The 16,929-nt window shown below is 70.5% G+C and carries 17 protein-coding genes and 2 pseudogenes; 13 read left to right on the top strand and 6 right to left on the bottom strand.

All coding sequences use genetic code 11. The annotated features are described in order from the left end of the window. The first annotated feature begins 105 nt into the window (after nucleotides 1-105). The 4 genes from ACWCV3_RS19150 (at nucleotide 106) to ACWCV3_RS19165 (ending at nucleotide 2,492) form a co-directional block, all read left to right on the top strand. Nucleotides 106-1,371, top strand: coding sequence for a CynX/NimT family MFS transporter (locus tag ACWCV3_RS19150; RefSeq protein ID WP_451225181.1), 1,266 nt, complete (start codon nucleotides 106-108; stop codon nucleotides 1,369-1,371). Between the two features lie 45 nt (nucleotides 1,372-1,416). Further along, entirely contained in the window at nucleotides 1,417-1,539 is a 123-nt protein-coding gene (locus ACWCV3_RS19155) for an SGM_5486 family transporter-associated protein (protein ID WP_267881280.1), read from the top strand. 164 nt (nucleotides 1,540-1,703) lie between these two features. Beyond that, nucleotides 1,704-1,895, top strand: coding sequence for a hypothetical protein (locus ACWCV3_RS19160; RefSeq protein ID WP_451225184.1), 192 nt, complete (start codon nucleotides 1,704-1,706; stop codon nucleotides 1,893-1,895). Between the two features lie 78 nt (nucleotides 1,896-1,973). Continuing rightward, nucleotides 1,974-2,492, top strand: a complete 519-nt coding sequence (locus ACWCV3_RS19165; protein WP_451225186.1) for a SixA phosphatase family protein — start codon at nucleotides 1,974-1,976, stop codon at nucleotides 2,490-2,492. 61 nt (nucleotides 2,493-2,553) lie between these two features. On the opposite strand, the gene serB is transcribed toward ACWCV3_RS19165, so the two are convergent. After that, nucleotides 2,554-3,777: a phosphoserine phosphatase SerB gene (gene serB, locus ACWCV3_RS19170; protein ID WP_451225189.1), complete on the bottom strand. Its 1,224-nt coding sequence runs from the start codon at nucleotides 3,775-3,777 to the stop codon at nucleotides 2,554-2,556. Nucleotides 3,778-4,026: 249 nt separating this feature from the next. Between serB and ACWCV3_RS19175 the strand changes: the two genes are divergently transcribed. After that, nucleotides 4,027-6,522, top strand: a complete 2,496-nt coding sequence (locus ACWCV3_RS19175) for an FHA domain-containing protein (RefSeq protein WP_451225192.1) — start codon at nucleotides 4,027-4,029, stop codon at nucleotides 6,520-6,522. An 87-nt stretch (nucleotides 6,523-6,609) separates the two neighbouring features. Here ACWCV3_RS19175 and ACWCV3_RS19180 read toward each other — a convergent pair whose 3' ends face one another. Then, on the bottom strand, nucleotides 6,610-7,359 hold the full coding sequence (locus ACWCV3_RS19180) for a transglycosylase SLT domain-containing protein (protein WP_451225195.1): 750 nt from the start codon (nucleotides 7,357-7,359) through the stop codon (nucleotides 6,610-6,612). Between the two features lie 431 nt (nucleotides 7,360-7,790). On the opposite strand from ACWCV3_RS19180, the gene ACWCV3_RS19185 reads away from it, so the two are divergent. Continuing rightward, nucleotides 7,791-8,936 (top strand): GAF domain-containing sensor histidine kinase, encoded by a 1,146-nt coding sequence (locus ACWCV3_RS19185; protein WP_451225198.1) that lies wholly within the window; start codon nucleotides 7,791-7,793, stop codon nucleotides 8,934-8,936. Beyond that, nucleotides 8,929-9,570 (top strand): response regulator, encoded by a 642-nt coding sequence (locus ACWCV3_RS19190; RefSeq protein WP_451225201.1) that lies wholly within the window; start codon nucleotides 8,929-8,931, stop codon nucleotides 9,568-9,570. The genes ACWCV3_RS19185 and ACWCV3_RS19190 overlap by 8 nt, the downstream gene beginning before the upstream one ends. 9 nt (nucleotides 9,571-9,579) lie before the next feature. Here the strand turns inward: ACWCV3_RS19190 and ACWCV3_RS19195 are convergent, their stop codons facing one another. After that, the gene (locus tag ACWCV3_RS19195; protein WP_451225204.1) at nucleotides 9,580-10,362 is read right to left on the bottom strand and encodes a hypothetical protein; all 783 of its coding nucleotides are present in this window, start codon (nucleotides 10,360-10,362) and stop codon (nucleotides 9,580-9,582) included. Nucleotides 10,363-10,513: 151 nt separating this feature from the next. Here ACWCV3_RS19195 and ACWCV3_RS19200 point away from each other — a divergent pair, with 151 nt between their 5' ends. The 3 genes from ACWCV3_RS19200 to ACWCV3_RS19210 all read left to right on the top strand — a co-directional run bounded on the left by ACWCV3_RS19200 (nucleotide 10,514) and on the right by ACWCV3_RS19210 (nucleotide 12,902). Then, on the top strand, nucleotides 10,514-11,305 hold the full coding sequence (locus tag ACWCV3_RS19200) for an ABC transporter ATP-binding protein (RefSeq protein WP_451225207.1): 792 nt from the start codon (nucleotides 10,514-10,516) through the stop codon (nucleotides 11,303-11,305). Nucleotides 11,306-11,378: 73 nt separating this feature from the next. Continuing rightward, nucleotides 11,379-11,810 (top strand): NfeD family protein, encoded by a 432-nt coding sequence (locus ACWCV3_RS19205; RefSeq protein ID WP_451225210.1) that lies wholly within the window; start codon nucleotides 11,379-11,381, stop codon nucleotides 11,808-11,810. Nucleotides 11,811-11,942: 132 nt separating this feature from the next. Beyond that, entirely contained in the window at nucleotides 11,943-12,902 is a 960-nt protein-coding gene (locus ACWCV3_RS19210; RefSeq protein ID WP_451225213.1) for an SPFH domain-containing protein, read from the top strand. A 70-nt stretch (nucleotides 12,903-12,972) separates the two neighbouring features. Here ACWCV3_RS19210 and ACWCV3_RS19215 read toward each other — a convergent pair whose 3' ends face one another. The 3 genes from ACWCV3_RS19215 to ACWCV3_RS19225 form a co-directional block, all read right to left on the bottom strand. Further along, the gene (locus ACWCV3_RS19215; RefSeq protein ID WP_451225216.1) at nucleotides 12,973-13,482 is read right to left on the bottom strand and encodes an HNH endonuclease; all 510 of its coding nucleotides are present in this window, start codon (nucleotides 13,480-13,482) and stop codon (nucleotides 12,973-12,975) included. Nucleotides 13,483-13,626: 144 nt separating this feature from the next. Then, the gene (locus ACWCV3_RS19220; protein ID WP_451225219.1) at nucleotides 13,627-14,166 is read right to left on the bottom strand and encodes a YbhB/YbcL family Raf kinase inhibitor-like protein; all 540 of its coding nucleotides are present in this window, start codon (nucleotides 14,164-14,166) and stop codon (nucleotides 13,627-13,629) included. 42 nt (nucleotides 14,167-14,208) lie between these two features. Beyond that, on the bottom strand, nucleotides 14,209-14,991 hold the full coding sequence (locus tag ACWCV3_RS19225; RefSeq protein ID WP_451225222.1) for a sporulation protein: 783 nt from the start codon (nucleotides 14,989-14,991) through the stop codon (nucleotides 14,209-14,211). Between the two features lie 101 nt (nucleotides 14,992-15,092). On the opposite strand from ACWCV3_RS19225, the pseudogene ACWCV3_RS19230 reads away from it, so the two are divergent. The 3 genes and pseudogenes from ACWCV3_RS19230 to ACWCV3_RS19240 all read left to right on the top strand — a co-directional run. Further along, nucleotides 15,093-15,344 (top strand): annotated as a pseudogene (locus ACWCV3_RS19230) (DNA-3-methyladenine glycosylase); the annotation flags it as partial. A 14-nt stretch (nucleotides 15,345-15,358) separates the two neighbouring features. Then, the gene (locus ACWCV3_RS19235) at nucleotides 15,359-15,970 is read left to right on the top strand and encodes a DNA-3-methyladenine glycosylase (RefSeq protein ID WP_451225225.1); all 612 of its coding nucleotides are present in this window, start codon (nucleotides 15,359-15,361) and stop codon (nucleotides 15,968-15,970) included. Between the two features lie 198 nt (nucleotides 15,971-16,168). Continuing rightward, nucleotides 16,169-16,546 (top strand): annotated as a pseudogene (locus tag ACWCV3_RS19240) (DNA-3-methyladenine glycosylase); the annotation flags it as partial. Between the last annotated feature and the right edge of the window lie 383 nt (nucleotides 16,547-16,929).

Here is a 16,929-nt window from a genome sequence, read left to right on the forward strand (position 1 = left end):
GGCACGAGAGTTCCGGCCCGTACCAACGGACCGGACCGGGCCGCCCCCAGCGGAGCCGGCTCCGGAATGGACAACCAATCATCCCATGATTCTATGATGGGTCTCATGGCTGAGGAGACCCGGACCGCGCGGAAGCCCGCCGTCCCCGAAGTGACCACCCCCCTGACGACCCCCGCCGCACCGCCCACCTGGGCCGTGCGCCTGGTGATCGTCGGCATCGTGCTGGCCGCGCTCAACCTCCGTCCGGCCATCACCAGCCTGGGCGCGCTCCTGGAGGAGGTCCGCGACGGGCTCGGCATGGGCGGCGGCGTCGCCGGACTGCTCACCTCCGTGCCCCCGCTGTGTTTCGCCGTCTTCGGCGCCACCGCGCCCCGCCTCGCCCGCCGCTTCGGCCCCGGCGCGGTGGTCTGCGCGGGCATGACCGCCATCACCGCCGGCCTGCTGATACGCCCCTACATCGGCTCCACCGCCGGGTTCCTGGCCGCCAGCGCGCTCGCCCTCATGGGCATCGCGGTGAGCAACGTGCTGATGCCGGTCATCGTCAAGCGCTGGTTCCCGGACCGCGTGGGCACCATGACCGGTCTGTACTCGATGGCGCTGGCCCTCGGTACCGCCGTCGCCGCCGCCGTCACCGTGCCGCTGACCGGCGCCCTCGGTGGCCACTGGCAGTCCGGGCTCGCCGTGTGGGCGGTCCTCGCGGGCGTCGCCGTGCTGCCCTGGCTGCCGCTGGTCCGCGAGCGGGTGCCCGCGCCGGTGCCGGAGCCGGGCGCGGAGACGGGCCCCCGGCTGCGCATCGCCCGCAGCCGCACCGCCTGGGCGCTCGCCGTCTTCTTCGGCCTCCAGGCCACCGCCGCGTACATCACCATGGGCTGGATGCCGCAGATCTTCCGCGACGCCGGGGTGCCGGCCGGTACGGCGGGCGTGCTGCTCGCCGTCACCATGGTGATGGGCGTCCCGCTGGCCTTCGTCATCCCGCGCGTGGCGAGCAGGCTGCCGCACCAGGGGCCGATCGTGCTGGTCCTGGGCGCCTGCGGCCTCGCCGGCTATGCCGGGCTGTACCTGGCGCCCGCCGCCGGGGCGTGGGCCTGGGCGGTGCTGCTGGGCATCGCCAACTGCGCCTTCCCGCTCGCGCTCACCATGGTCGGCATGCGGGCCCGCACCGGTCCGGGCGTGGCCCAGCTGTCCGCGTTCGCGCAGAGCACCGGGTATCTGCTCTCCATCCCCGGCCCGCTGCTGGTCGGCGTGCTCTACCAGCGCAGCGGAGGCTGGGGCGTGCCGATCGCTCTGATGGCCGCGCTGATGCTGCCGCAGATGGCGGTCGGGTTCCTCGCCGGACGCGACCGGACGGTGGAGGACGAGGCGGGGCGGTAGGGCCCCGGCGAGCCCCGGCCCCGGGCAGGGTGGGACACTGGAGGCATGCAGCCTGTGCTCGATCCGAACCCCCAGAACGGCCAGAAGAAGATGCTGATCGTCTTCGGCTCGTTCTTCGCCATCTTCGTCGTCATCGGCATCGTGGCGATGCTGCTCGCCCCCTCCTGATCACCTCCGCCCAGGGCGGATGGGGGTGTCCCCCCGTCCCCTAGGGGGCGGGTATCAGGGTCAAGTGGGTGGAAGCCCGGATGGGTTGACCGCCGGTGACCGTCTAGCTTCGAGGGGTACGGAAGAGGGCTTCCCGTACGGTCCGACGAGCGACGGAGGCGATCATGCGGGCACCCGCCCACACCCGGCCCCACCCCGCCGGTGCCCGGCTGCCCTGGTGGGCGCTGGCGCTGCCGATACTCGCCTTCGTCGCCCTGCTGCTGCTCATCATGAACCCGTCCGACGCGCACGCGGCGAGCGGCGACCCCGCGCTCGCGCACGTACTGGAGCGGGCCCGGCACCTCGTGGAGCACTGAGCCGTGCCCCTTCCCACCGGTGAATCCGCATGTCAACTCCCTGCGCCAGGTGGCCTGTTTCATGCGAAGCTGGGTGACATGAGCGTCGCTGAACCCCGCAGGATCGTCCTCTTCCGCCATGCGAAAGCCGACTGGCCCCAGGTTTCCGACCATGAGCGCCCCCTCGCCGACCGGGGCCGCACGGACGCCCCCGTCGCCGGCAGCAGGCTCGCCGACACCAAAATCCCCTTCGATCTGGCCGTCTGCTCCACCGCGGCACGCACCCGGGAGACATGGAAGCTCGCCGTGCCCGAGCTGGATCACCGGCCGAAAACGGTCTATGAGGACCGGGTCTACGACGCCTCGCCCGGCGAGCTGATCGCCGTGCTGAACGAGACCCCGGACGACGTGCGCAACGCGATCCTCATCGGCCACAACCCCGGCGTGCACCACCTGGTCGAGATCCTCGCCGGGACCGCCGAGGGGGACGCCCGCGAGCGGATGAACCGGCGCGGTTTCCCCACCTCCGCCTTCGCCGTGCTGTCCTTCGACGGCGACTGGAAGGGCCTGGAGCCGGGCACGGCGACGCTGGTGGACTACTGGGCGCCCTCGAAGTGACCTGCCCGGATGCGCGTGGGGCCCACAACCGCCCCCGTTCCGGGCCCCACGCGCATCCGGCTCACTCCTCGTCGTGCGTCTGGGCCGTCTCGACCTCTTCCCGGCTCACGCCCAGCAGATAGAGCACGGTGTCCAGGAAGGGGAAGTTCACCGCCGTGTGCGCGGCCTCGCGGACCACGGGCTTGGCGTTGAAGGCCACACCCAGACCCGCCGCGTTCAGCATGTCCAGGTCATTGGCGCCGTCACCGATCGCCACCGTCTGCGACAGCGGCACGCCCGCCTCGGCGGCGAACCGGCGCAGCAGCCGCGCCTTGCCCGCCCGGTCCACCACCTCCCCGGTGACCCGGCCGGTCAGCTTCCCGTCGGCGATCTCCAGCGTGTTGGCGTGCGCGAAGTCCAGGCCCAGCCGGTCCCGCAGGGCATCCGTGACCTGCGTGAAGCCACCCGACACCACCCCGACCTGGTAGCCGAGCCGCTTCAGCGTGCGGATCAGGGTCCGTGCGCCCGGCGTCAGCCGGACCTCCTCGCGGACCTTGTCCACGACCGAGGCGTCCAGCCCCTTCAGCAGGGCCACCCGCGCGTGCAGCGACTGCTCGAAGTCCAGCTCCCCGCGCATCGCCGCCTCGGTCACCGCGGCGACCTCCGCCTCGCAGCCTGCGTGCGCGGCGAACAGCTCGATGACCTCGTCCTGGATCAGGGTCGAGTCCACGTCCATCACCACGAGCCGCTGCGCCCGCCGGTGCAGACCCGCCGAGACCACGGCGATGTCGACACCGAGCGCGGAGGCGCTCGACGCAAGCGCGGTGCGCAGGGCTTCCGTCCCCACACCGGAGACCGCGAACTCCACGGCCGTGACCGGGTACTTGGCGAGCCGGAAGATGCGGTCGATGTTGCCGCCGGCCTGGGCGATCCGCGCCGCGATGGCCGCCGTCGACTCGGCGGTCAGGGGGTGCCCCAGCACCGTCACCAGGGAGCGGCCGACACCGCGCGGGCGGTTGTCGCCATGGCCCGAGATGATCTCGGCCTGCATCTTCATCGACTCGGCCCAGCTGTGGACGGTCGAGCGGAGGTCGCCCTCCAGCCCCTCCGCGGGCTGCGTGACCAGCGCGCACAGCACCAGCCGGCCCCGCGTCACGACCTGCTCGATGTCGACCACGTCGACCTGGAAGGCGGCCAGGGTGTCGAACAGCCCGGCCGTGATACCGGGCCGGTCCTTCCCGAACACCTTGACGAGAAGAGTGGGGACCTCACCGGTCCGCGAAGCGACGATCTGCGAAGCGCTCATGGTCCCACCACCGTATCCGCCCCCCGTGACCCCCCGCCCGACAGGTCCGCCCACCGGACAGCACCCCGGCCCGCCCCGCTCCCGGTCAATTGGTCCCCTCCGCACCGGTATCCGCCCCCCGGCCCCGGTGCGCTCGGCCGCCCGACTAACAGTTGGGCGGTCCCGCCTGGAATAGTTCCCCACGATGTTCGACATCCCTAGACTCCCCGTGTCGGGGGCAATTCGGGGGACAACTCAGTGGGGCATGGAGTGCCGGAACTCGTACTGGAAACAAACGGACGGACCTGGACGCTGGAGCCGTCCCGGTCCTATGCCCTCGGACGCGATCCGCAGGGCGACATCGTCTTCGACGACGCCAGGGTGTCGTGGCGCCACGCCACGGTCCGTTTCGACGGGCACACCTGGGTCATCGAGGACCACGGCAGCACCAACGGCACCTACGTGCAGGGCCACCGCGTCGGCCGGACGGAGCTGGGCGCGGGCACGGCCGTACACCTGGGCAACGCCACCGACGGTCCGCGGCTGGACCTGACCGCGGCCGGCGCGCAGCAGGCCGCGCCGTACGCCGCCCAGTCCGCCGCGTGGGCCCAGCAGACGCAGGCCGTACCGCAGGCCGCGCAGCCGCAGGGCGCCGAGTGGCACAGCGGGCCGCAGCAGGCCCCGGCCTTCCCGCACCAGCAGGGCGGCACCCCCGCCGCGCCGGAGCAGCAGGCGCACGGCGACCGCAGCCCGACCACGTTCCACCAGTTCGCCCTCGGCCACGTGATGCGCATCGGCCGTTCGCTGGACAACGACCTCGTCGTCTCCGACCTCCAGGTCTCCCGGCACCACGCCGAGTTCCGGACGACCCCCGAGGGCCGCTTCGAGATCCGCGACCTCGGCTCGCACAACGGCACGTACGTCAACGGCCAGCCCATCGCCAAGGGCGGCACGTCGGTCCTCGGCCCCGACGACATCGTCGGTGTCGGCCACTCGGCCTTCCGCATCGTCGGCGACCGTCTCGAGGAGTTCGTCGACACCGGTGAGGTGTCCTTCTCCGCCCGCCACCTCACCGTCACGGTCGACGGCGGCAAGCAGATCCTGCGGGACGTCTCCTTCGGCGCCCCCGAGAAGTCCCTGATCGCGGTCATCGGCCCGTCCGGCTCCGGCAAGTCCACCCTGCTCAAGGCGCTCACCGGCTACCGTCCGGCCAACGAGGGCGAGGTGCTCTACGACAACCGGAACCTGTACAAGCAGTTCGCCGAGCTGCGCCAGCGCATCGGCCTGGTCCCGCAGGACGACATCCTCCACAAGGAGCTGAGCGTCCGGAAGGCGCTGAAGTACGCGGCCAAGCTGCGCTTCCCCGCCGACACCACGCCCGCCGAACGCGACGCCCGCATCGACGAGGTGCTGCGCGAGCTGAAGCTCGACATCCACAAGGACAAGAAGGTCACGTCCCTCTCCGGCGGCCAGCGCAAGCGCGTCTCGGTCGCCCTGGAGCTGCTGACCAAGCCCTCGCTGATCTTCCTGGACGAGCCGACCTCGGGCCTCGACCCGGGCATGGACCGCGACGTCATGCAGTTGCTGCGCGGCCTCGCCGACGACGGCCGCACCGTCCTGGTCGTCACCCACTCCGTCGCCGAGCTGGCGCTCTGCGACAAGCTGCTGGTGATGGCGCCGGGCGGCGCGGTGGCCTACTTCGGCCCGCCGGAGGAGGCGCTGAACTTCTTCGGCTACGACACCTGGGCCGACGTCTTCTCCGCCTTCGAGAACTACCGCGACTACGACTGGGCGGGCCGCTGGAAGGGCTCGCAGCACTACCAGATGTACGCCGCCGACCTCGACGCGGTCGCGGCCCAGTCCGTCACCGCGCCCCCGCCGCAGGCGGTCAAGCCGCCCAAGCCGCAGAGCTGGGGCTCCCAGCTGTTCACGCTGGTCCGGCGCTACGTGTCGGTCATCGGCTCCGACAAGGGCTTCCTGGCGCTGACGGTGATCCTGCCGGCCGTGCTCGGCGCCGTCAGCCTGCTGATCGACCACGAGAAGGGGCTGCTGGTCAACCCGCTCAATCCCAGGACCGGCCTGCACGTGCCCAACGGCACGGCGACGACCGTCCTGCTGATCCTCGCGGTCGGCGCCTGCTTCGCCGGCGCGGCGAACTCGGTCCGCGAGCTGATCAAGGAGCGGGTGATCTACGAGCGGGAGCGCGCGACCGGTCTGTCCCGCTCGGCCTACCTGATGTCCAAGGTGGTCGTGCTGGGCGCCGTCACGGTGCTCCAGGGCCTCATGGTGGGCCTGATCGGGTTCGCCAGCCGGGAGATCCCGGACCGGGGCCTCGTCCTCGGCGGCTCGACGCTGTTCGAGCTGTGCCTGCCGATCATGGCGCTGGGCTTCACCTCGATGATGTTCGGCCTGGTCATCTCGTCGCTGGTGCGCACCGCGGAGAAGACCATGCCGCTGCTGGTGATGTTCGCGATCATCCAGGTCGTGTTCACCGGCTGCCTGTTCACCCTGCACGGCACGCCCGGTGTCAACGAGTTCTCGTACCTGATGCCGTCCCGCTGGGCGGTGGCCGCGGCCGGCACCACGCTGGACTTCAACAACATCGCGCCGAACACCGACGACCCGACCAGCACCGACCCGCTGTGGAACCACTCGGCGGCGGCCTGGAGCCTGGACATGGTCGTGCTGATCGCGCTCGGGGTGGCCTGCGGCTTCCTCGTCTCGCGCTTCCTGCGGCGGCACGAGCCCGAGGTCATGCGCAAGTAGCTGCGTTCCTCGCGCGAGTCACGTGAAGGGCGGCACCCCGTTTCCGGGTGCCGCCCTTCGGCGTCGTCTCAGAGGTCCGCGCCGACCTCAGTACGCGCTGTTGACGTTGTCGATCGTGCCGTACCGGTCCGCCGCGTAGTTGGCGGCGGCGGTGATGTTGGCGACCGGGTCGTAGATGTTCCAGGAGGTGCCCTTCACGTGGTATGCGGAGAACGTCGGCGGGATCACCTGGAGCAGACCCTTGGACGGAACGCCGTTGACGGCGTTGACGTCCCAGTCGTTGATGGCGCGGGGGTTGCCGGAGGACTCGCGCATGATGTTCTTGTGCAGGCCGTGGTAGCTGCCCGGGATGCCCTTGGCGCGCATGATGTCGAGCGACTCGCGGATCCAGCCGTCGAGGTTGTTCCTGTAGGTCTTCGCGGCGACCGTCTCCATCTGGGGACGCTTCGCGGACCGGTCGGCGGCCTTCTTGGCGGAGCGCGACTCGGCGGCCTTGCGCTCGGCGGCGGCCTTCTTCGCGGCGGCGTCGGCCTTCTGCTTGGCGGCGGCCTTCTGCTTCGCCGCGATGGCGTCGAGCTTGACCTTGTCGCTCGTCAGCGGGCTGCTGAGCGTGGCGTGCAGGTCACGGGCCTGGCTCTGCTCGGCGGCCACCGGCTTGGCGGCCACGGCCGGGGTACCGCCGGCCACGGTCGTGGCACCGCCGGGAACGGCGGACAGGGCGATGGCGGCGGCACCGAGGGTGCTGACACCCGCGATGGCGATCTTGTGCTGTTTGTTCAGCGCGGAGAACTTCTCGAGCGGGCGACTGAGACGACGATGCAGGGTGTTCTTGGGCATGGCTTGGACCTCTTCGTTGGCGCGGAGGTCGCTCTCATGTCCGCCGGGGAAGTCGGTTCCTCCAGCACGAACGCCGCGGGTGAACCGCGGCGCTGAGCGACATGAGCAATTCTTAGCGGCAGCAAAATGCCCTGGCAATGATGTGACGTACGAAGCGCGGTAGTGGATCAGGTCCACGTAAAACAGGACAGATCAGCATATCCACCCCGCTTATCTTGGGGTTCTCTGTCTCCTATGTCCGTTCGTAAGTGATGTGCGCCCTATGCGAGGGCTCACACCTGTACAGGCTGTATGTCACTCGGGGGTCATCGAGCGCTTCTCTGCGTTAGCAAACTTGCCCGGGCGCCCTGTTTCGCCGGGCGTGCCCGCCCGCCCGCGCGCGTTGTACCTCCTCGTGACGCCGCCCGGCGCCACGCCGGTACCGTGAGGGCATGCATCCAGCTCCCCGGTCCGGTCTCGCCGCGGTGAGCGCCGCGCTGCTGGCCATGAGCAGGCACATGGAGGTACGCGACGTCCTCAAGACGATCGTCGCCTCCGCCCGTGAACTGCTCGACGCCCAGTACGCGGCCCTCGGCGTCCCGGACGACCACGGGGGCTTCGCCCAGTTCGTCGTGGACGGCGTCAGCGACGCCCAGTGGAAGGCCATCGGCCCGCTGCCCCGCCAGCACGGCATCCTCGCCGCCATGCTGCGCGAAGGCCGCCCGGTCCGCCTCGGGGACGTGCGCGAGGACCCCCGCTTCGAAGGCTGGCCGGACGCCCACCCCGAACTCGCCGACTTCCTGGGCCTGCCCGTCCGCGACGGCGACGAGATCATCGGCGCCCTGTTCCTCGCCAACAAGAACTGCGCCAGACCACAGGGCGGTTGCGGCTTCACGGCCGAGGACGAGGACCTGCTCGGCATCCTCGCCCAGCACGCGGCCATCGCCCTCACCAACGCCCGCCTCTACGAGCGCAGCCGCGAGCTGACCATCGCCGAGGAACGCTCCCGCCTGGCCCACGAACTCCACGACGCCGTCAGCCAGAAGCTGTTCTCCCTGCGCCTGACCGCCCAGGCCGCCACCGCCCTCGTGGACCGCGACCCCGCCCGAGCCAAGGACGAACTCCACCAGGTCGCCGTCCTCGCCGCCGAAGCCGCCGACGAACTGCGCGCCGCCGTGGTCGAGTTGCGCCCCGCCGCCCTGGACGAGGACGGCCTGCTCGCCACCCTGCGCACCCAGGTCCAGGTCCTCGACCGCGCCCACAGCGCCCGGGTCACGTTCAGCGGCCACGGCCTGCGCGCCCTGCCCGCCGCCCAGGAGGAGGCCCTGCTGCGCGTCGCGCAGGAAGCCCTGCACAACGCCCTGCGCCACTCCGGCGCCGAGAACGTCCACGTCGACGTGGCACGGCGCGGCCGGGGAGCCGTCCTGCGCGTCACCGACGACGGCCGCGGCTTCGACCCCACCGCCGTCCGCCGGGCCGGCCGCCACCTCGGCCTCGTGTCCATGCGGGACCGGGCCGACGGCGCGGGCGGCACACTCACCGTGGAATCGGCGCCCGGCAAGGGCACCGCGATCGAGATGGAGGTGCCCGGTGGCTGAGCCGATCAGGGTGCTGCTCGTCGACGACCACCAGGTCGTCCGCCGTGGCCTGCGCACCTTCCTGGAAGTGCAGGACGACATCGAGGTGGTCGGCGAGGCCGCCGACGGCGCCGAGGGGGTCGCCCGCGCCGGGGAACTGCGGCCCGCCGTGATCCTGATGGACGTGCTGATGCCGGGCACCGACGGCGTCGAGGCCCTGCGCAGGCTCCGCGAACTGGGCAACCCCGCCCGCGTGCTGATCGTCACCAGCTTCACCGAGCGCCGTACCGTCGTACCGGCCCTGCGCGCGGGCGCCGCCGGGTACCTCTACAAGGACGTCGACCCCGACGCGCTCGCCGCCGCCATCCGCTCCGTGCACGCCGGGCACATCCTGCTCCAGCCCGAGGTCGCCGAGGCCCTCCTCACCCAGGAGGAGGCCAACCCGGGCCAGGGCAGGGGTGCCGCACTCACCGAACGGGAACGCGAGGTGCTCGGCCTGATCGCCGACGGCCGCTCCAACCGGGAGATAGCCCGCGCCCTGGTCCTCTCCGAGAAGACCGTCAAGACGCACGTCTCCAACATCCTGATGAAACTCGACCTCGCCGACCGCACCCAGGCCGCCCTGTGGGCCGTACGCCACGGAGCGGCCGGCTGAACCGGGACGTCAGCCCCGCTCCCGCTCCTCCACCACCGCGTTGTACGCCGCCACCCGCGCCCGCCGCGCCGTCCGCTCCACCGGGCGCAGCGCCTCGGCGCGTGCCCCCATCTCCGAGGCGCTCACCGCCCCGCCGTGCCCCCGCTCCTGGGCCAGCGAGACCAGCAGCCCCACCCGTCCGGCCAGCTCCAACACCCGTGCCGCACGAGGCGGATACCCCGACGCCAGCACCTCCCCGTCCCGCTCGGAGCGCGCCCGGTAGGCGTCGATCGCCGCGGCGGCCACCGGCCCGGACCCGGCCACGTCCAACCGGGAGAGCACCTCCGTCGCCTCCCGCAGCGCCTCCGCCAGCTCCCGCTCCGCCTCGCCGAGCGAGGGCACGTCGGCCGGAGGTGCCTCCCGCACCGGGAGCACGTGCCACACCACCTCCACGTGCACATCACCCGCCGGACCCGCCTCGGTGACCTCGGGCACCAGCCCGAAGGCGGCCCCCGTGCACACCACCGCCTCCCCGGCGGCCAGCGCCCGCGCGTTGAAGTCCGGCGGACCGCTCAGTCCCAGCGGATGCCCCGGCGCGGGCAGCGCCACCCGCAGCCCGGTCACCCCGAGCGCCCGCAGCCGGCCCAGCGCCAACGTGAGACCCACCACCCCGTTCTCACCCGGCAGCCCGGCCACCCGGTGCACCGCGTCGTCACCGACAGCGGCGAGTACGGCGTCATCCGGCGAGACAAGTCCGGCCAACAGGGCATTTCCCCAAGCTGCAAGGCGTCCTGAACGCGGTTCCGTGAGCATGCCCCCACCCTAGGGACCGGACCGATGGAATGGAGCGGGGCACTCGTGGCGTAGATTTCATGTGGGCTGCGCCCATCGGCGCGGCGGACCGAGCCACAGGCGTACGCGACAGCCGAGACCGGCCAAAAACGCAAGGGGAGACAACGCGCTCATGAGCGATGTTCTGGAGCTTCAGGACGTATCCGTGGTCCGTGAGGGCCGGGCTCTGGTGGACCAGGTCTCCTGGTCGGTCAAGGAGGGCGAGCGCTGGGTCATCCTCGGCCCCAACGGCGCCGGCAAGACCACCCTCCTGAACGTCGCGTCCAGCTACCTCTTCCCCACCAAGGGCACCGCCACCATCCTCGGCGACACCCTCGGCGGTGTCGACGTCTTCGATCTGCGCCCCCGCATCGGCATGGCCGGCATCGCCATGGCGGAGAAGCTCTCCAAGCGCCAGACCGTCCTCCAGACCGTCCTCACCGCCGCCTACGGCATGACCGCGGGCTGGCAGGAGGAGTACGAGGACGTCGACGAGCAGCGGGCCCGCGCCTTCCTCGACCGCCTCGGCATGAGCGACTTCCTCGACCGCCGCTTCGGCACCCTCTCCGAGGGCGAGCGCAAGCGCACCCTGATCGCCCGCGCCCTGATGACCGACCCCGAGTTGCTGCTCCTGGACGAGCCCGCCGCCGGGCTCGACCTCGGCGGCCGCGAGGACCTCGTCCGACGCCTCGGCCGCCTCGCCCGCGACCCGATCGCGCCCTCCATGATCATGGTCACCCACCATGTCGAGGAGATCGCCCCCGGTTTCACCCACGTCCTCATGATCCGCCAGGGCAAGATCCTCGCCGCCGGACCCATCGAGCTGGAACTGACCTCCCGCAACCTCTCCCGCTGCTTCGGCCTCCCGCTCGTCGTCGAGCAGGCCGGCGAGCGCTGGACCGCGCGCGGCCTCCCGCTGGGCTGACCCGCACCTTCCAGCCACCACCGGTCCGTCCGCACCCTGTCGGCGGCCCGGCCCCCGGACCTACCATGACCGGGTGAACGCCATAGACGCATGGGTGTGGTGGCTCGTCGTCGCCGTGGCCCTCGGAATCCCGCTCGTCGTCACCGCCATGCCCGAGTTCGGCATGCTCGCGGCCGGAGCCGTGGTCGCCGCGGGCGCGGCCGGACTCGGTTTCGGCGTCGTCGTCCAGGTCCTCACCTTCGTGATCGTCTCGGTCGCGCTCATCGCCGTGGTCCGCCCGATCGCGGCCCGCCACAGCAGCCGGCGCCCCTGTCTGCCCACCGGGGTCGAGGCGTTGAAGGGCAGGCAGGCCGTCGTCCTCGAACGGGTCGACGGCACCGGCGGACGCGTCAAGCTCGCCGGGGAGATCTGGTCGGCCCGCGCCCTCGACACCGCACGCGCCTACGACGTCGGCCAGGAGGTGGACGTCGTCGACATCGACGGAGCCACCGCGCTCGTCATCTGACCTCGCACGACTCAACTGAACCGAACAGCACACGACTTGCCGGACGGTCTGTCAGACTCGACCGGCAAGATCTTTCACAGGCCACGACATCCGCCGCGCGCACCGAAGCGGAGAGGGGACACGGGGAACACGATGGAACCGGTCATCATCGTCCTGGTCATTCTGGTGGTGTTGGTCTTCATCGCCCTGATCAAGACCATCCAGGTCATCCCACAGGCCAGCGCCGCCATCGTCGAGCGCTTCGGCCGCTACACGCGCACCCTGAACGCGGGCCTGAACATCGTCGTCCCGTTCATCGACACCATCCGCAACCGCATCGACCTGCGCGAACAGGTCGTGCCGTTCCCGCCCCAGCCGGTGATCACCCAGGACAACCTGGTCGTCAACATCGACACCGTCATCTACTACCAGGTCACCGACGCCCGCGCCGCCACCTACGAGGTCGCCAGCTACATCCAGGCGATCGAGCAGCTCACCGTCACCACGCTGCGCAACATCATCGGCGGCATGGACCTGGAGCGGACCCTGACCTCCCGCGAGGAGATCAACGCGGCCCTGCGCGGCGTCCTCGACGAGGCCACCGGCAAGTGGGGCATCCGCGTCAACCGCGTCGAGCTGAAGGCCATCGAGCCGCCCACCTCCATCCAGGACTCGATGGAGAAGCAGATGCGCGCCGACCGCGACAAGCGCGCCGCCATCCTCACCGCCGAGGGCACCCGGCAGGCCGCCATCCTCACCGCCGAGGGCGAGAAGCAGTCCCAGATCCTGCGCGCCGAGGGTGAGGCCAAGGCCGCCGCACTCCGCGCGGAGGGCGAGGCCCAGGCCGTACGCACCGTGTTCGAGGCCATCCACGCGGGCGACCCGGACCAGAAGCTCCTCTCCTACCAGTACCTCCAGATGCTCCCGAAGATCGCCGAAGGCGACGCCAACAAGCTCTGGATCGTCCCCAGCGAGATCGGCGACGCCCTCAAGGGCCTCTCCGGCGCCATGGGCAACTTCGGCAACCTCGGCGGAGGCGGCGCCGCCGTACCCCAGCAGAACAAGGGCACGGGCACCGGCACCGACCGCCGCGAGCGCCCGACCATCGACTGAGGCCCGCCCCGCCACGGCAAGGGGCCCGCTCTCCCGGCCAGGGAGAGCGGGCCCCTCTGTCACGCACGGCCTACGCGGCCGCGGGCGGCGCCAGCCACGTCGGCAGCGACGCGAAGTCGTCCGACCCCAGCGCCAGCAGCATCGCGTCCGCCGGAGTCGGCTCGAACGGCTGCCGCAGCAACGGCATCCCCGCCTGCTGCGGAGTCCGGTCCGCCTTGCGGTGATTGTCCTCCGCACAGGACGCCACCGTGTTCAGCCAGGAGTCCGCACCCCCCTGCGCCCGCGGCACCACGTGGTCCACCGTGGTCGCCGCCCGCCCGCAGTACGCGCAGCGGTGCCGGTCCCGCACCAGCACACCCCGCCGCGACCACGGCGCTTGTCTTCGGAACGGCACCCTCACGTATCTGCACAGCCGGATGACTCTCGGCGCCGGCATGTCCACCGCCGTGCCGCGCATGCGCAGTTCGGTGTGCGCCTGCTCCACCACGGCCTTGTCCTGGAGCACCAGCACGACGGCACGGTTGACCGTCACCGTCGACAGCGGCTCGAAACTCGCGTTCAGGACCAACGTGCCACGCATCCCGCCCACCTCCCGTGCGCCTGTCCGCACCCCCGGCGGACCTGGATCAACTCTGGACGGACGCATCGAGATGGACAACGAAATAAAAAGCGCCCGCCCCTGATCAATTCCAAGACCAGGGGCGGGCAAACACCGAAGGGCTGCTCAGCCCCGCGCGGGGATCTCGTACTCCCCGATGAGCTGGGCACGGGCCAGCGCGTGGAATCGCAGGTTGAAGCCCACAACCGCCGGAGTGGCGTCCGGGCCGACACTCAGCTTGTCCTCGTCCACCGCGTACACCGTGAACACGTAACGGTGCGGACCGTCGTCGGGCGGCGGGGCGGCGCCGACGAACCCCGGCTCGCCGTAGTCGTTGCGCGCCTGGACGGCGCCCTCGGGCAGCCCGGCGAAGTCGCCGCTGCCCGCGCCGGCCGGCAGGTGCGTCACCGAGGCCGGGATGTCGAAGACCACCCAGTGCCAGAATCCGCTGCCGGTCGGCGCGTCCGGGTCGAAACAGGTCACGGCGAAGCTCTTGGTCTCCGCCGGGAAGCCGGACCAGCTCAGCTCCGGAGAGGTGTTCCCCTCCGACTGCACCTGGGCGTCCTTCAGCGTCCCGCCCTCGGCGATGTCCTCACTCGTCACCGTGAACGACGGCACGGGCGGATGAAAGTCATGGGGGAGCGGCCGCCGCTTGTGCTCGGTCACCTCGTTACCTCCTGCTGATCGTTCCGTTCGTGATCTCCGAGCCTAGAACCAGTTCCGGCGGCTGCCGACCTCGGACAGCCACTGGTTGAGGTATCCGGCCCAGTCCGTGCCGTGGAAGTCGTGCAGGCCGACCTGGAAGGAACGGAAGGTGTCCGAGCCCTCGCTGAACAGACCCGGCTTCTTGTCCATCTCGAGCACGACGTCCATCACGCTCTCGTCGGCCACGAAGCTGACCTCGACCTGGTTCAGGCCGCGGTACTGCGCAGGCGGGTAGAACTCGATCTCCTGGTAGAAGGGAAGCTTCTGCCGGGTGCCGCGGATGTGGCCGCGCTCCATGTCGGCGTTCTTGAAGCGGAAGCCGAGCTGGATGAAGGCGTCCAGCAGCGCCTTCTGCGCGGGCAGCGGGTGCACCCGGATCGGGTCCAGGTCGGAGGAGTCCACCGCGCGCGCGATCTGCAGCTCGGTCGTCACCCCGATGTGCATCCCGCGCAGCTCCTGCCCGTCGATCACCGTGACGGGAGTCTCCCAGGGGATCTCCAGCCCGAACGGAACCGCGTGCACCGCCCCGGCCTGCAGCTCGAAGGCACCACCGAGCCGCACCTTGGAGAACTCGACGTCCTGCTTGTACTCCTGGTCGCCGCTCTCCACCTCGACGCGGGCCTGGAGGCCCACGGACAGACCCTCGATGTTCTGGTTGACCGAGCCGCCCTGAATCCGGACCTCACCCTGGACGACGCCACCGGGCACCACGTTGACCTCGGTCAGCACCGTCTCGACGGAGGCGCCCCCGGCCCCCAGGCTCGCGAGCAGCTTCTTGAACGCCATTGACTCTCCCTTTACGAATGGATCCTCGACCCGTACAAACGCGAGCCGGGCGCGACCGGTTCCGCCGGCACGACAGTGCGGCTGCACTACCCTCGGAGGGCATGATCACGCCCCCGGACCGTACGCCACTGCCACGGGAGTTCTTCGACCGTCCCGTACTGGAGGTCGCCCCCGACCTCCTCGGCCGTCTCGTGGTCCGCGCGACCCCCGAGGGTCCGACAGCCCTCCGCCTCACGGAGGTGGAGGCGTACGACGGCCCGAACTACCCCGGCTCGCACGCCTACCGCACTCCCCGCAACGACGTGATGTTCGGTCCGCCCGGCCATGTGTACGTCTACTTCACCTACGGCATGTCAAGGCGATCAGCATGAACTTCATGGATCTTGCTCACCCCGCTGAAGAAGTCGCCCCCAAGCTGCTCGGTGCCATCCTCACCCACGAGACACCTGAGGGAACCGTGAGCATCACGATCACGGAGACCGAGGCGTACTCCGGTTCGGCCGACCCCGCCTCCCATGCGTACCGAGGCAGGACATCACTAAATGCCGCCATGTTCGGACGTGCGGGACACTTGTACGTCTACCGGTCTCACGGACTCCACTGGTGCGCAAACGTCGTCACCGGGGCAGACGGCATCGCTACAGCTGTCCTCATCCGGGCAGGAAGGGTCATCGAAGGGGAAGACCTGGCCCGCGAGCGGCGAGGAGGCAAGGTTGAGAGTCCACGTCTCGCGCGGGGTCCGGGGAACTTCTGCCAAGCGCTCGGCATCACGGCAGAGCACAACGGCACAGACCTGCTGACAGGCGCCTCGGTCGCGCTGTCCGAGGGTGAGCCGGTACCCGCCGCACTCATCCGGGTCGGTCCTCGGGTAGGCGTGAGCAAAGCCCATGACTGGCAGCACCGCTTCTACCTTGCCGGTGATCCGACGGTCTCGGCGTACCGACTGAGCCCGAGAGCCAAGCCGTCCGCCGGAGCCTGAGCCGCTGTGCGCCTTGCTGGCGGCTCGCCGGTGGGTCGGCGTGGAGTTGGGTCCGAAGACGCGTGACCGCTCGCGAGCGTGGCGCGTTCCTGGCCGGTCGGGTGACTGTCGACGTGTCCCGACCCGGGCCGGACGGGTGGGGATGCGTCTCGGTGGAACGACATACATGCTTGTTGAGTCACTTACGGTATGTAGCACTGCATGAACCTCGTCTGCGGCCCCGAGGGCACCGCGAGCGCTGTCCTGCTCCGCGCCGGCGAGATCATCGAGGGCGCCGAGCTGGCCCGCGAGCGCCGGCTTTCGGGCCGCGGTGACAAGGAACCGGCCAAAGGCCCGGCCCGTCTGGCGACCGCCCTGGACGTCGACCGCTCCCTCGACGGCACCGACGCCTGCACCCCGCGTGCCACCCCGATCCGCGCCCTCACGGGCACGCCCGTCCCGCCCGAGCAGGTACGCAGCGGTCCGCGGACCGGAGTCGCCGGCGACGGCGGCGTCCACCCCTGGCGCTTCCGGGTCGCGGACGATCCCACGGTGAGCCCCTACCGGGCCCACGTCCCACGACGAAGGTCACGTTGACTCGTCGCGTCAAGATGCGTAACGTAGCCCGAGTCGCTTGAACCGGGTACGGCAATCGCCTGCAGCCGGAAGCGGCCACCCACTACCTACGACTTCCCCCGGCGGGGATGATTTCGGCGTGCCTGCATGTCCGAATTCGACTCCGCGTGACTCGATTATGAGTGACAGCGGAGATCGGCTAACGTAGTGAATGTCGAAAGGCCGGACGGCGAAAGCCGAAAAGCCCAAGGCAATCCCACTTCGACTGGGAATCGGACGCCGAAAGGATCTGATAGAGTCGGAACCGCAGGAAAGGGAAACACGGAAGCGGAAACGCGGAAGTGAGGAACTGGAAAGCACCGAGGAAATCGGATCGGAAAGATCTGATAGAGTCGGAAACACCG

The organism is Streptomyces sp. NPDC001781 (assembly GCF_053596035.1).